Origin of the sequence: Streptomyces flavofungini (genome assembly GCF_041028215.1) — a bacterium.
Classification (GTDB): Bacteria; Actinomycetota; Actinomycetes; order Streptomycetales; family Streptomycetaceae; genus Streptomyces; species Streptomyces flavofungini_B.
This window is the reverse complement of sequence record NZ_JASKYR010000105.1, coordinates 1-15,664: the sequence shown is the minus strand read 5'-3', so window position 1 is coordinate 15,664 and position 15,664 is coordinate 1. Positions and strand designations below refer to the sequence as shown.

The window sequence follows — 15,664 nt, the reverse complement described above, 5'->3', positions numbered from 1 at the left end:
GTTCCACGCCACGTTCGACGCGGACGGCCCGGACGTCTACCGGAGCCAGCCCGCCMCGGCCGTGCACGGCCGTTCCCGASGCCAGGCGSYGGARGCTCGCGCGCAGCSCCTCGTGGCGCGCCACGAGCGTCTCCCACGCGGTACGGAGGAGCCTGGCGTCGAGTGGCCCGTCGACGGCCAGTACGCGCTGGCTCCGGTAGACGTCCGGGCCGTCCTCGTCGAACGTGGCGTGGAACAGCATGCCTTCCTGCAACGGTGACAGCGGCCAGATGTCCCGCAGCGCCGGTACGGCCGACTCCAGGTGTTCCACGTCGGCCTGGGTGAGCGTGCCGTCGGGCAGGTCGTCGAGCAACGGGAAGTCGGACGGGGTGTGTCCGCCCGCGTCCGGTGCGGCGGTGGCGGCGGCCAGACCGCCCAGCATGTCGGCCCAGGCCCGGCCGAGCCGTTCGACCCGCTCCTCGTCGAGGAGGGCGGACGGCCAGCTCAGCCTCAGTTCGAGGCGCGGCCCGTCCGCTGTGTCCTCGACGCTCGCGTTCGCCTCCAGGACGTGCGGCAGAGGCAGCTCCGGGGCGACCGAACCGCCGATCGCGGTCTCTCCGGCACTCTGCCAGGCGGCCGTCGGCCCCGTGTGTGTGCCGGAGGTGAACCGGCCCATGTAGTTGAAGCCGATCTGCGCGGCCGGTGCCGCCGCGAGGACCGGTGCGGTCTCGGGGTTGTTGTGGCGAAGCAGCTCGTATCCGAGTCCGTCCCCCGGCACGGACCTGAGCTGTTCCTTGACCGTCTTCAGCAGCGCGCCCGCCGTCGCCCCGCCCGCGAGGGCGTCCGGCAGGTCGAATCCGGTCATGTCCATCCGTACGGGGTGCGCGCCGGTGAACCAGCCGACCGTACGGGAGAGATCGGCGTCCCCCAGCGGGTCGCGGCCGTGGCCCTCCACGTCCACCAGGAGTCCGGCTCCGGCGTCCGGGCTGCACAGCCGGAGCGCCCCGCCCAGCGCGGCGAGCAGCACGTCGTCCGCGCCGCAGTGGAATGCCGCCGTCGTCCGGTCGAGCAATGTCCCGGCCTGCCGCGACGGCACCGTCCAGGTCTTCTGGCGCAGGGTGCGGGCGGTGTCGGCCGACGGGTCGAGCGGCCGGGCTCCGAGGGGGGTGGCCGACGTGCCGAGGAGTTCGGTCCAGGCCGGGAGTTCGGCGGTGCGGTGTTCGGTGGCCGCCTCTGCGGCGAGGAGTGCGGACCAGCGGCGGAAGGAGGTTCCGGCCGGGGCGAGTGCGGGCGCGCGGCCTGCGGCGACCGCCTCGCAGGCGGCCCGGAGATCGGGGGTCAGCACGCGCCAGGACACTCCGTCCACCACCAAGTGGTGCGCGCACAGCACCAGGCGGCCGGGCGCGGCGTCGCCCGCGTCCACCCACACGGCCTGCACCATCACCCCGGCCGCCGGATCGAGCCGCCCGGCGGCCTCGCGGGCGGCCCTCGCCGCCGCCTCGTCCAGCTCAAGGCTGTCGGCCTCGACACGGGTCACAAGGCGTGCCGCGTCGACGGAACCCCGCTCGCCCACCACGAACTTCCGCTCACCCGGCACCGTCCGCGCCCGCAGCATGTCGTGCGTGTCCAGTACGGCGGCCAGTCCCGCGCCGAGGGTGCCAAGGCCGAGGTCCGCCGGGGCGATAAGCGTCACCCACTGCGCGAACCCCGGGCTCGCCGCGCGCTCCCCCAGCGCCCGCATCACCGGGGTCCACGGCACCTCGCCCACGCCCACGTCCTCGGCGGTCGCCGAACGCTCCGCCGCGCCCGCCGTGTCCACGGCCGCCGCGAGGCGCTCCGGGGTCTTCTCCGTGAAGACCTGGCGCGGGGTCAGGACGAGACCGGCCCTGCGGGCGCGCGAGGCGAGCTGCATCGAGCTGATGGAGTCGCCGCCCAGCTCGAAGAAGCCGTCGTCGACGCCGACCCGGTCCACCTTCAGGACCTCGGCGAACAGGGCGCACAGGGTTTCCTCGGTCGGCGTGCGCGCCTCCCGGCCGCCCGCGCGGGCGGCGAAGTCGGGGGCGGGCAGGGCCGCCCGGTCGAGCTTTCCGTTGACCGTGATCGGCAGGGCGTCCAGGGCCAGGACCGCGGCCGGGACCATGTACTCGGGCAGGCGGTCCGCCACATGGGCCCGTACCGCGTCGGGGTCGGCCCGCCGCCCCTGCTCCGACACGACGTAGCCGATCAGTCGGGTGCCGCCCGGACCGTCCTTGCGCGGCAACACCACGGCCTGCGCGACGGCCGGGTGCGCGGCGATGACCGCCTCGACCTCGCCCGGCTCCACCCGGAAGCCCCGGACCTTCACCTGCTCGTCGGCTCGTCCCGCGAACACCAGCAGCCCGTCATCGGTCCAGCGGGCCAGGTCACCGGTCCGGTACATCCGGCCGCCCGCACCGAAGGGGCAGGCCACGAACCGTTCGGCCGTCAGCTCGGGCCGACGCAGGTACCCCTGCGCCAGGCCCGTCCCCGCCACATACAGCTCGCCCACGACGCCCGGCGGCACCGGGCGGAGGAAGGCGTCGAGGACGTACACCGCGCGGTTGTCCAGCGGACGCCCGACCGGCAGCACGGGACCGCCCGCCGTGCCCACCGGCAGGACGTGCCAGGTGGCGCAGAGGGTCACCTCGGTCGGCCCGTACAGGTGCCGCACCGCGACCTGCGGGCACGCCTCACGCACCCGTGCCACCGCCCCGGCGGGCACGACGTCACCGCCGGTCAGCACCTCCCGCAGGCCCGTGAAACAGTCCGGGGACTCCTCCGCGAGGACCCGGAAGAGACCGGCGGTGATGTGCACCGCCGTCACTCCGCCGTCGACCGCCTCGCGCACCTGTTGCGCGTCCACGGCCCCGGGACCGGCGATCACCACCCGGCCGCCCGCGACCAGCGGCACCCACACCTCGTACAGCGATACGTCGAAGGCGTGCGGCGCGTGCATGAGGACCGCGTCCCCGGCACCCACCGTCCACCCACGGTCCCCGGCGAGGCCCGCGACGGCGCCGTGCGGCACCGCGACGCCCTTGGGCACCCCCGTCGAACCGGACGTGTACATCACGTACGCCAGGTCGTCGGCGCCGACCGGGGCACTGGGCGCCACGGCACACCCGTCGATCGCCGACCGCACCGCCGTATCGTCGAGGACGACCACGGCCATCCCCGTGCGCCCGGGCACGGCCTGGCGGGTCTCCCGAGTGCAGATCGCCGCCACGGGACCGGAGTCCGTCACGAGGAACGCGATCCGCTCCGCTGGATACTCCGTGTCCACGGATACGTGCACGGCCCCCGCCCGCCACACACCGAGCAGCGCCACCAGGAGCTCGGCCGACCGGCTCATGGCCACCGCGACCCGGTCACCCCGGCGCACCCCCAGGCCGGTGAGATGGGAGGCGAGACGCCCCGATGCCTCCGCCAACTCCGCATACGTGCAACGCCGTTCACCGTCCACCACGGCCACCGCGTGCGGTGTGCGATGCGCCCGCGCGGCGAACAGCGCGGGGACCGAGAGGCCGGGCACGGGCGCCCCGGTCGCGTTCCACTCCTCCACCACGCGCGTGCGTTCCGCCGTGTCGGCCACGTCCACCCGGCCCACCGGCACCGACGGGTCCGCCACGATCTGTTCGAGGACCCGCATCAGCCGCCCGAGCACCGCCTGTGCGGTGTCCTGGCCGATGAGGTCGGTGCGGTGGTCCAGCTTGAAGCCCATCCGCTCGCCCTCCGGGGCCACCACGAGGGTGAGCGGGTAGTGCGCGGCCTCCACGCCCTCGACGAAGCGGACGGCGAAACTGTCCGGGTCCGGTGCCTCCTCCGGGGGGCGCGGATAGTTCTCGTACACGACGATCGTGTCGAAGACGGCCCCCGCCCCCGCCAGCTTCTGGATCTCCGGAAGTCCGATGTGCTGGTGCGCCATGAGCGCGGACTGCCGTTCCTGCAGATCGGCGAGGAGCCGCTGCACGGGCTGCGCGCCGTCGAGCCGTACGCGCACGGGCAGGGTGTTGATGAACAGGCCGATCATCGACTCCGCGCCCGGCAGATCGGTGGGCCGCCCGGCCACGGTGGCCCCGAACACCACATCCGTACGCCCCGCGAGCCGGGCGAGGAGCAGCGCCCAGGCCCCCTGCACCACCGTGTTCACCGTCAGGCCATGGGCACGGGCCAGGCTCACCAGACCCTGGGTCAGCTCCTCGGAGAGGTGGCTGATCAGGCTCTGCGGGGTCACGGGCGCCCGGCCCGGGTCCGCGGGGGCCACGAGCGTCGGCGCGTCCGCCCCGGCCAGCTCCGCCCGCCAGGCGGCCCGCGCGGCCTCGGCGTCCTGCCGGTGCAGCCACGCCAGGTACTCGCGGTAGGGGGTCGCGCGGGGCAGCACGCGCACGTCGCCGCCCGCCGCGTACGCCGTGGAGAACTCGCTGAACAGCACCGCCATCGACCAGCCGTCCATGACCAGGTGGTGGCTGGTGACCACCAGGCGGTGCCGTTCGGCGCTCAGGCGGATGAGCAGCAGGCGCAGCAGCGGCGGCACCGCGGGGTCGAAGCGCCGCGCGCGCTCCCGCGCCGCCAGCCGCTCGACCTCGGCGGACGCGTCGGACTCCACGTGCCCGGAGAGGTCGACCACGCTCCAGGGCAGCACCGCCTCACGCGCGACGACCTGCACCGCCTCGCCCGACTTCCGGCCACGGAAGCTCGCGCGCAGGGCGCTGTGCCGGGCGAGCAGCGCCTGCCAGGTGGCCCGCAGCCGGTCCGCGTCGAGCGGCCCCACCAGCTCCAGCATCCGCTGCCCTTGGTAGACGTCCGGGCCCTGGTCGTCGAAGGCGGCGTGGAACAACAGGCCTTCCTGCAACGGGGACAGCGGCCAGACGTCCTCGACCTGGGATCGGTTCACGGTTCTGTCTCCTCACAGAGGCCAGTGCTCGTGCTCAGAAGTGGTGTGGGTGGTCGTCAGTGGTGTGGGTGGTCGTCGCGGCGTTTCAGGTCTTCGAGTTCTTCGAGGCCTTCGGGGTTCTCCGGGTCCTCTGAGTCATCGGTGAAGTCGGCCTCGAACTCGTCGACTTCGTCCTGTGCGAGGTCGAGCAGCGGGAAGTCCGACGGGGTGTGCCCGCCCGAGGCGGGCGCGGCGGTGTGGCGGGCCAGGCCGCCGAGCAGCTCCAGCCAGGTACGGCCGAGGCGCTCGGCGTCGGCCTCGTCCAGGAGGGCGGCGGGACACCCCAGGCTGATCCGCAGCTCGGGCCCGTCCGGGGTGTCCCGGACCATCGCGCCCACCTCCAGCAGGTGCGCCAGGGGCGTGTCCGGGTCGGCGGAACCTTCCAGAGCGGCCTCTCCGACGGCTTGCCAGGCGGCGGCTGTGGTGCCGGTGGCCACGCCCTTGGTGAAGCGGCCCATGTAGGTGAAGCCGATCTCCGGGGTCGGTGCCGCCGCCAGAACGGGGGCGGTGCCGGGGTTCAGGTGGCGCAGCAGATCGTGGCCCAGCCTGTCGCCGGGCACGGCCCGCACCTGCTCCTTGACCGTCTTGACCAGCTCACCGGCGGCGGGACCACCGGCGAGGGCCTGCGGCAGATCAACTCCGGTCACATCGAGCCGCACCGGATGCGACCCGGCGAACCAGCCGACGGTACGGGACAGATCCACGTCCCCGAGCGGCTCCCGCCCATGCCCCTCCAGGTCCACCAGGAACGTGGCGCCACCGTCCGGACGCCACAGCCCCAACGCCCCGCCGAGCGTGGCCAGGAGTACGTCATCGACCCCGCAGTGGAACGCGGCGGTCGTCCGGGTCAGCAACGTCTCCACCTGCTCCCCCGGCACGTCCCACGTGTGGTGGCGCAGGCCCCGCACCGTGTCCAGCCCGGGGTCGACCGCACGTCGGCCGAGGGGAGGTCGCGGTGCGCCGAGGAGTGCGAGCCAGTGCGGGAGTTCGGCGGTGCGGTGCTCGGTGACCGCTTCGGCGGCCAGGAGTTCGGCCCAGCGCCGGAAGGACGTTCCGGCCGGGTCCAGTACGGGCGCCCGGCCTGCGGCGACCGCCTCACAGGCGGCCCGGAGATCCGGGGTCAGCACACGCCAGGACACCCCATCGACTACCAAGTGATGCACACACAGCACCAGACGGCCGGGCACGTCCGGCCCCGCGTCCACCCACACCATCTGCACCATTACCCCGGCCACGGGGTCGAGCCGACCGGCGGCCTCCCGCGCGACCCGCGCCGCCACCTCGTCCACCTGGTGGCTGTCGGCCTCGACACGGGACACGAGGCCGATCGCATCGACGGAGCCCGGCTCTCCCACGATCAACTTCGGCTCACCCGGCACAGTGCGGGCCCGCAACATTGCATGCGTATCCAGCACGGCGGACAATCCCGCCGCCAGAACATCGAGCCCAAGACCGGCCGGAGCGACCAACGTCACCCACTGCGCGAACCCGGGCCGCACCGCCCGCTCCCCCAACGCCCGCATCGCAGGCGTCCAGGGCACCTCACCCACACCACCCACCGCGTCCGCCGCACGTTCGGCCCCGGCAGCCTCCGTGACCTCCGCCAACCGCTCGGGGGTCTTCTCCTCGAAGACCTGGCGCGGAGTGAGCACAAGCCCCTCCCTGCGGGCCCGCGAGGCAAGCTGCATGGAACTGATCGAGTCGCCGCCCAGCTCGAAGAAACTGGCGTCGACGCCCACCCGTTCCAGCCCCAGCACCTCGGCGAACAGGGCACACAGCACCGCCTCCGCCTCCGTACGCGGCGCACGGTCACCCGCCCGCTCGGCAAGATCGGGCGCGGGCAGCTCCACCCGGTCCACCTTGCCGTTCACCGTCAACGGCAGCGCGTCGAGAACCACCACAGCCGCCGGAACCATGTACTCCGGGAGGCGAGTCGAGGCATACGCCCGTAACTCCTGCGGATCGACGTCCGCGACCACGTACCCGATCAGGCGTTTGTCGCCGGGCCGGTCCTCGCGTACGACCACGGTCGCCTGCCGTACGTCGGGGTGCGCGGCCAACACCGCCTCCACCTCACCCGGCTCCACCCGGAAACCCCGGATCTTCACCTGATCGTCCGCGCGGCCCGCGAACATCAACTTTCCGTCGTCCGTCCAGCGGGCGAGGTCACCGGTCCGGTACATCCGCACGCCCGGACGGAAGGGGCAGGCCACGAAGCGCTCAGCGGTCAGCTCCGGCCGCCCGACATAGCCACGCGCCACACCCGGGCCCGACACATACAACTCCCCCGTCACACCCCGCGGGACCGGGCGCAGGAAACCGTCCAGGACATAGGTGCGTACGTTGCCCAGCGGGCGCCCGATCGGCGGTGGCGGGTCGTCGGGGCCTACCGCAGCGGCCACCGGACCGGCCGTCGCCATGACCGTGGCCTCGGTCGGACCATAGGTGTTCCACAGCCGCGCCTGTCCGGTCCACCGGCTGGCCAGATCGGCGGTCAGCAACTCCGCGCCCAGTACCCAGTTGCGGACCCCGGGGACGGCAGCCGGGTCGAGTACGCCAAGGAGCGAGGGCACGACACTCGCCGTGGTGACCCCGGTCCGCTCGATCATCGCCGCCAGCGCGGCAGGCTCCGCCCGCTCCTCCGCCGACGCGATCGCGAGCGTCCCACCACCCGCCAGCGTCACCGCCACATCCAACACCGCCGCGTCAAAACTGAACGACGCGAACTGCAACACGGTCGTACCCTCCGACACGCCAAGCGCCGGGCACATCGCTTCCGCAAGGTTGGTGACACCACCGTGCGCGACCGCCACACCCTTCGGGCGACCCGTCGAACCGGAGGTGTAGATGACGTAGGCGAGCTGATCAGGGCCGATGTACGTGCGTAGCGGCTCGTCGGACTGCTCGGCCAACTCCGGATCATCCAGGCGCACCACCCGCACCCCACCCACCGGCAACCTGTCAGTTGCTCCGAGTACGACCTCCACTCCACTATCGACCACCATGAACGCAAGCCGCTCCGCCGGATACTCCGGGTCCAGCGGTACGAACGCCGCCCCCGCCTTCCACACCGCCAACTCCGCCACCACCATGTCCACCCCACGCGGCAGACACAGACCCACCCGCGACTCAACCCCCACACCCAAAGCCATCAGATATCGCGCCAACGCACTCGCCCGCGCGTCCAACTGCACATAGGACAGCTCTTGTTCAGGGGCGCACCGCACTGCTACCGCATCCGGCGACCGAGCGACCCACCCCTCGAACGCCTCCACCACCGAACCAGCCACCACCGGACAAGCCGTGGCGTTCCAACCCCGCACCACCGCATCGCGCTCCGACGCGTCCAGTACGTCGATCCGGCCGACCGGTGCCGTCGGGTTCTCGGTGATCTGTTCGAGGACGCGTATGAGCCGTTGACCCGCTTCGGTGGCCGCCTGGTGGGTGATGAGGTCGGGGCGGGAGGTGACGCGGACCGTGAGGTCGTCGGTGAGGAGGACGCCGAGGGTCAGGGGGTAGTTCTCGAAGACCATGAGGGTGTCGAAGACGGCGCCGGGGCCCGCCACGCGCTGGATCTCCGCGAGGCCCAGGTGCTGGTGGGCGATCATCCCCGACTGGTGTGCCTGGAGGTCCGCGAGGAGGTCCGTCATGGGACGTGCGCCGTCCAGGCGTACGCGTACCGGCAGGGTGTTGATCAGCAGGCCCACCATGGACTCGACGCCCGGGAGCCCGGCGGGGCGGCCCGCGACCGTGGCGCCGAAGACCACGTCCGTGCGGCCCGCGAGGCGCGCGAGGACCAGCGCCCACGCGCCCTGGACCAGCGTGTTCACCGTGAGGCCGTGGGTGCGGGCCAGGTCGATGAGGGCGCGGGTCGTCTCGGCCGGGAGGCTCACCGTGCTCTCGTCGGGCAGGACCGGCGGTCGGCCGGTGTCCTGCGGGGCGACCAGGGTGGGTTCGTCGGTCCCCGCGAGTTCCCGGCGCCAGGCGGCGCGTGCCGCCTCCTTGTCCTGTCGGCCGAGCCAGGCCAGGTACTCCCCGTAGGACGCCGCGTGCCGCAGCACACCGGGGTCGCCGCCCGCCGCGTACACCTCCGCCAGTTCGTTCAGGAGGACCGGCATCGACCAGCCGTCCATCAGGAGGTGGTGGGAGGTCACGACGAGGCGGTGGTGGCGTTCGCCGAGGCGGATGAGCAGCAGCCTGAGCAGGGGCGGGACGGCGAGGTCGAGGCGTTCGGCGCGTTCCCGCGCGGCCAGTTCCCCGATCTGTTCCGGTACGGTGCCGGTCGTTCCGGGGCCGCCGGTGGGGCCGGACAGGTCGGCCTCGCGCCAGGGCAGGGCCACGTTCCGCGTGATGAGCTGGACCGCCTCGCCGCTCTTTCGGCGGTGGAAACTGGCGCGCAGGGCGGCGTGCCGGTCGAGCAGGGCCTCCCAGGAGGCGCGCAGGCGGGCGGTGTCGAGGGGGCCGTCGACCGACACCGTGAACTGGACGGCGTAGACGTCGGGGCCCCGGTCGTCGAAGTCGGAGTGGAACAGCAGCCCTTCCTGGAGCGGCGACAGCGGCCACACCTCGGTCAGCGCCGAGCCATGGGCGGCGGTTGAGGACTTCACCGGGACAGGCCTCCCTCTAGTTTCGCTGCGATCGCCTGGAACTGGTCGATCTCGTCCTGGTCGAGGTCGAGCAAGTGGAAGTCGGACGGGGTGTGGCCGCCCGCGTCCGGGGCGTCCGTGTGGGCGGCGAGGCCGCCGAGGAGCCGCACCCAGGCCTCGCCGACGCGCTCCACGTCGTCCGCCGCCAGAAGGCGGTCGGGCCAGCCGAGCGTGACGGTGAGTTCCGGGCCCCGTGGTGTGTCGCGGACGACGGCGATGCCTTCGAGCACGTGCAGCGCGGGCAGGCCGGGCCCCGCGGTGCCACCGACCGCCGCCGCGCCCGCCAACTGCCAGGCCGCGACCTGCCCGTCCCGTCCGTCAGCGGCGAACCGGCCGAGGTAGTTGAAGCCGATCTGCGCGTCGGGCGCGGCCTTGAGGGCAGCGCCGGTGCCGGGGTTGAGATGGCGCAGCAGCTCGTACCCGAGCCCGTCGCCAGGCACCGACCGCACCTGCTCCTTCACGGCCTTGATCAACGTACCGGCAGCCGTGCCGCCCGCCATAGCGGCGTCCAGGTCCGCGCCCGTCACGTCGAGCCGCACGGGGTGGGCGCCGGTGAACCAGCCGACGGTACGCGAGAGTTCGGCGTCCCCGAGCGGCTCGCGGCCGTGCCCCTCCACCGTGACCAGGAGCCCGGAGCCGATGCCGGGACGCCAGTGCGCGACGGCGCCGGCCAGGGTCGCGAGGAGCACGTCGTCGACGCCGCAGTGGTACGCGGCCGGGGTGCGGCCCACCAGGGTCTCCGCCTGCCGTGGCGGTATCACCCAGGAGCGGCGGCGCAGGGTCTCCGCCGTGTCGAGGGCGGGGTCGAGCGGTCGCCTGCCCAGGGGGCGGCGGGCGTCGCCATCGCCATCGCCATGGCCATCGCCACCGTCGCCGCCACCGCTGCCGCTGCCGCTGCCGCTGCCGCTGCCGCCGGACAACAGCGAGAGCCAGTGCGGGAGTTCGGCGACGCGGTGGTCCTGGTGCGCCTCCGCGGTGAGCAGGTGCGACCAGCGGCGGAACGAGGTGCCCGCCCGAGGCAGCTCGGGCAGGTGACCGACGGCGGCTGCCTCGCAGGCGGACCGCAGGTCCGGGAGCAGGACCCGCCAGGAAACACCGTCCACCACGAGGTGGTGTGCCACCAGGACGACGCGGCCGGTCCTGCCGGGCCCCGCGTCCACCCACACGGCCCGCACCATCACCCCGCGTTCGGGGTCGAGGAGTCCGGCGGCGGCCCGGGCGGCGTGCCCCGCGGCCTCGTCCAGTGTGTCTGTGTCCGGCACGCCCGGGGCGGCGCCGGTCAGGCCGACCCGGGTGACGAGGTCGGCCGCCGTCGGCGCCTCGTCCGGCCCGGGGACGCTCAGCACCGGCTCGCCGGGGACGGTACGGGCGCGCAGCATGGCGTGGGTGTCGAGGAGGGCGGCCAGGCCTGCCGCCAGGACGTCCGTGCCGAGCCCGGCGGGGGCGCCCACGGTCATCCACTGGGCGAACCCGGCATCGGTCACCCCCGCGCCGAACGCCCGCATGACGGGTGTCCAGGGCACCTCACCGACCCCGGTGTCCTCGTCGGCGGCCGTGTCCTCCTCGGTCTCGGCGACCAGCGCGAGGCGCTCGGGGGTCTTCTCCTCGAAGACCTGCCGGGGTGTCACCACCAGGCCGCCGCTCCTGGCCCGCGAGACGAGCTGCATGGAGCTGATGGAGTCGCCGCCCAGCTCGAAGAAGCTGTCGTCGGCGCCGACCCGTTCGAGGCCGAGCATGTCGGCGAAGAGCGCGCACAGGAGCCGCTCGGCCGCCGTGCGCGGCTCCCGTCCCGCGGCCCGTTCCGTGAAGTCGGGGGCGGGCAGGGCGGCCCGGTCCACCTTGCCGTTCGCGGTGCGCGGCAGCGCGTCGAGGACGACCACCGCGGCCGGGACCATGTATTCGGGCAGTACGGCGGCGGCGTGGTCGCGTACCGTCTGTCCGTCCGGCACGGAGTCCGCGTCGGCGGCCACGTAGCCGATGAGCTGCCGCTCGCCCGCGCGGTGCTCGCGCACCAGCACGGCGGCCTGGCGGACGCCGGGGAACTCCGCGAGGGCCGCCTCGATCTCACCGGGTTCCATGCGGTGACCGTGCAGCTTGATCTGCTCGTCCGCGCGCCCCGCGAAGACGAGTTCGCCCTCGCCGGTCCACCGCACCACGTCTCCGGTCCGGTACATCCGCTCGCCCCCGCCCCCGAACGGGCTGGCCACGAAGCGCTCGGCGGACAGCGCCGCGCGCCGCAGATAGCCGCGCGCGAGGCCGGTCCCCGCCACGTACAGCTCACCCGCCACGCCGACCGGGACCGGCCGCAGGGCGCCGTCGAGGACGTACACCCGGGTGTTGGCGACCGGGCGGCCGATCGGCGGGGTGCCGTCGCTGTCGCCGATCAGCCCCGCCGTGGAGATGATCGTGGCCTCGGTGACGCCGTACTGGTTGTACATGGTGCGCCCGGCCGACCACCGCCGCCGCACCTCGGCGGGCATGGCCTCGCCCCCGGTGATCAGCAGCCTCAGCTCCGGCAGTTCCTCGGCGAGCATCTGCGACAGGAAGGCCGGGGGTATCGCGGCGTGGGTGACGCGGCGGGAGCGGAGCAGCCGGGCCAGTTCGTCGCCGGGTACGTCGGGCCGCGACGGCGCGAGGACGAGGCGTCCGCCCGCGCAGAGCGTCGGCCAGATGTCCGCCATGGAGACGTCGAAGCTGGGTGAGACGAGCTGGAGGACGTGGCTCCGCGTGTCGATCCCGTACCGCCGGACGTTCTCCGCGACGAGGTTGGCGAGCCCGCGGTGCGACACCGCCACCCCCTTGGGCGCTCCGGTCGACCCCGAGGTGTAGATCACGTACGCGGCATGGTCCGCACGCAGCGGGGAGCGCCGGTCGGCGTCGCGCACCGGGCCTGCCGCACACCGCGCCACCGCGGCCGCGACGGCCGGGTCGTCCACGGCCACCGCCCGCCCGGCGAACTCCGCGGGCACGACGTCCCGCGTCGCCGTGGTGCAGAGGACCACCTCGGGGTCGGCGTCGGCCAGTACGTAGGCGATGCGCTCGGCCGGGTAGCCCGCGTCCACCGGCACATACACACCACCGGCCGCCGACACCGCGAGCAGCCCCACGAGCAGGGTGACGGAACGCTCGCCCACGACGGCGACGCGCCGCTCCGGACCCACCCCCGCCCCGGTCAGATACCGCGCGAGCCGCCGCGACTCGGCCGCCAGCTCCCGGTAGGTCAGCGGCTGGGCCGGTCCTCGCGCGCCGTACACCAGCGCCACCGCGTCCGGCGTCCGCTCCGCCTGCCGGTCGAACAGCTCGGGTACGAGGGTGACCGGCTCCGCGTCGGAGGTCACCGTGTCGTTCCAGTGACCGAGGAGCCGGGTGCGCTCGGCCTCCGTCAGGATGTCCACCTCACTGAGGCGGAGCCCCGGTTCGGCGGCGACCTGTGCCAGGACGCGGGTCAGCCGCTCGGCCAGGGCGTGGGCGGTGCCCTCGTCGAAGAGGTCGGTCGCGTAGAGGATCTCGCCGTCGAGACCGGCCGGGGCACCGCGCCCGTCACGCCGTTCCACGACGGAGAAGGCCAGGTCGAACCGGGCCGCGAGCTCGGTCGGCAGGGGCGCGGGCGCCACCGTGACGCCGGGCAGCTCCCAGGCGACTTCGGGCACGTTCTGCAAGGCCAGCATCACCTGGAACAGCGGATTGCGGGAGAGCGAGCGGGTGGGATTCAGCTCGTCCACGAGGCGTTCGAAGGGCACGTCCTGGTGGGCGTAGGCGGCGAGGTCGGTGGCCCGCACCCGCTCAAGGAGTTCGGCGAAGGTCGGGTCACCGCTCAAATCCGTGCGCAGCACCAGCGTATTGACGAAGAACCCGGCGAGGTCCTCCAACGCGGCGTCACCGCGTCCGGCCACCGGTGTCCCGACCACGACGTCCTCACCCGCGCCCAGCCGCGACAGCACCAGGCTCACCGCCGCGTGCACAACCATGAACATCGTCGCCCGGCCCCGCCCGGCCAGCTCCACCAGCCCGGCATGCGTCGCCGCGTCCGTTCCCACCGGCACCATGCGGCCGCGGAACGACGGTACGGCCGGACGAGCCCGGTCCACGGGCAGGGCCAGCTCCTGCGGGGCACCGGTCAGGGTGCGCCGCCAGTGGTCGAGCTGCGCGCTGAGCAGGCTCGCCGGGTCGTCCAGCTCCCCCAGCGTCTCCCGCTGCCACAGCGCGTAGTCCGCGTACTGCACCGCCAACGGGGCCCACCCCGGCGCACGCCCCGCACACCGCGCCGCGTACGCCACCTCCAGATCCCGCGCGAGCACCCCCATCGACCAACCGTCCACCGCCACGTGATGGGCGACGACCGACAACACGTACTCGCCCGGACGCGCACGCGACACGAGGAGCCAGGCCCGCCACGGCAGCTCCACCCGCAGATCGAACCCGCCCGCCAGATGCTCGGCGAGCCGGGCCGCGACGTCGGCCTCATCCACCCGCACGACGGTCAGCGGCGGGTGCCCCGCGCCGCCTTCCTCGATCTTCTGGTGCGGAACCCCGCCCGTGTCCGGGAAGACGGTGCGCAGGCTCTCGTGCCGGTCCGCGACATCACCGAGCGCCGCCTCAAGCGCCGCCACGTCCAGGTCACCGGAGATCCGAAGGACCAGCGGCATGTTGTAGGCCGCGGCCGACCCCGGGACCGTCTCCTCCAGCCGGTTCAGGAACCACATCCGCTGCTGCGCGTACGACAGCGGCAGCACCTCCGGCCGCCGCGCGAAGGCCCGCAGAGCCACCTGTCCCCCACTATCGGCACTCTTCCCGACGGCACGCGCCAGCTCCTCCACCGTCGGAGCGCCGAACAGCTCCCCGATCCCCACCTCCGCGTCGAGCACGGCCCGCACCCGCGCGACTAGCCGCATCCCCAGCAGTGAATCCCCGCCGAGGTCGAAGAAGCCGTCCTCGATGCCGACCCACTCCAGGCCGAGCACCTCGGCGAACAGGCCGCACAGGATCTCCTCGGTCTGCGTGCGCGGCTCCCGCCCTGACACCCGGGCCGCGAAGTCCGGTGCGGGCAGCGCGGCGCGGTCCACCTTCCCGTTGGCCGTAAGCGGCAGCGCGTCGAGGGTCACCACGGCCGCCGGGACCATGAACTCCGGCAGCTGCCCCGCCATGTGCCGCCGCACGGCCCGCAATTCGGGGGTGCGGCCTTCCTCGGGCACGACGTAGCCGATGAGCCGTTTGTCGCCGGGCCGGTCCTCGCGTACGACGACGGCGGCCTGCCGTACGTCGGGATGCGCGGCCAACACCGCCTCCACCTCACCCGGCTCCACCCGGAAACCCCGGATCTTCACCTGGTCATCCGCGCGCCCCGCGAACAGCAACTCCCCGTCATCCGTCCAACGGGCGAGGTCACCGGTCCGGTACATCCGCGCGCCCGGACGGAAGGGGCAGGCCACGAAGCGTTCAGCGGTCAGCTCGGGCCGCCCGACATAGCCGCGCGCCACACCCGGGCCCGACACGTAGAGCTCGCCCGTTACGCCTGGCGGGACGGGGCGCAGGAAACCGTCCAGAACGTAGGTGCGTACGTTGCCCAGGGGCCGTCCGATCGGCGGTGGCGGGTCGTCGGGGCCTACCGCAGCGGCCACCAAACCGGCCGTCGCCATGACCGTGGCCTCGGTCGGACCATAGGTGTTCCACAGCCGCGCCTGCCCCACCCACCGGCTGGCCAGATCGGCGGTCAGCAACTCCGCACCCAGCACCCAGTTGCGGACCCCGGGGACGGCAGCCGGGTCGAGCACGCCGAGGAGCGAGGGCACGACACTCGCCGTGGTGACCCCGGTCCGCTCGATCATCGCCGCCAGCGCGGCAGGCTCCGCCCGCTCCTCCGCCGACGCGACCGCGAGCGTCCCACCACCCGCCAGCGTCACCGCCACATCCAACACCGCCGCGTCAAAACTGAACGACGCGAACTGCAACACGGTCGTACCCTCCGACACGCCCAACGCCGGGCACATCGCTTCCGCAAGGTTGGTGACACCACCGTGCGCGACCGCCACACCCTTCGGGCGACCCGTCGAACCCGAGGTGTAAATGACGTAGGCGAGCTGATCAGGGC

3 protein-coding genes are annotated in these 15,664 nt (G+C 73.5%); all 3 read right to left on the bottom strand.

Going from position 1 to position 15,664, the window contains the following annotated elements; translation table 11 throughout:
• On the bottom strand, positions 1-4,891 hold a 4,891-nt coding region (locus AB8Z36_RS10240), incomplete at its 3' end, for an amino acid adenylation domain-containing protein (RefSeq protein ID WP_369212914.1).
• A gap of 56 nt (positions 4,892-4,947) precedes the next feature.
• Complete coding sequence (locus AB8Z36_RS10235; RefSeq protein ID WP_369212913.1) at positions 4,948-9,537, bottom strand: amino acid adenylation domain-containing protein; 4,590 nt, start codon at positions 9,535-9,537, stop codon at positions 4,948-4,950.
• On the bottom strand, positions 9,534-15,664 hold a 6,131-nt coding region (locus tag AB8Z36_RS10230), incomplete at its 5' end, for an amino acid adenylation domain-containing protein (protein WP_369212912.1). The genes AB8Z36_RS10230 and AB8Z36_RS10235, both read right to left, overlap by 4 nt.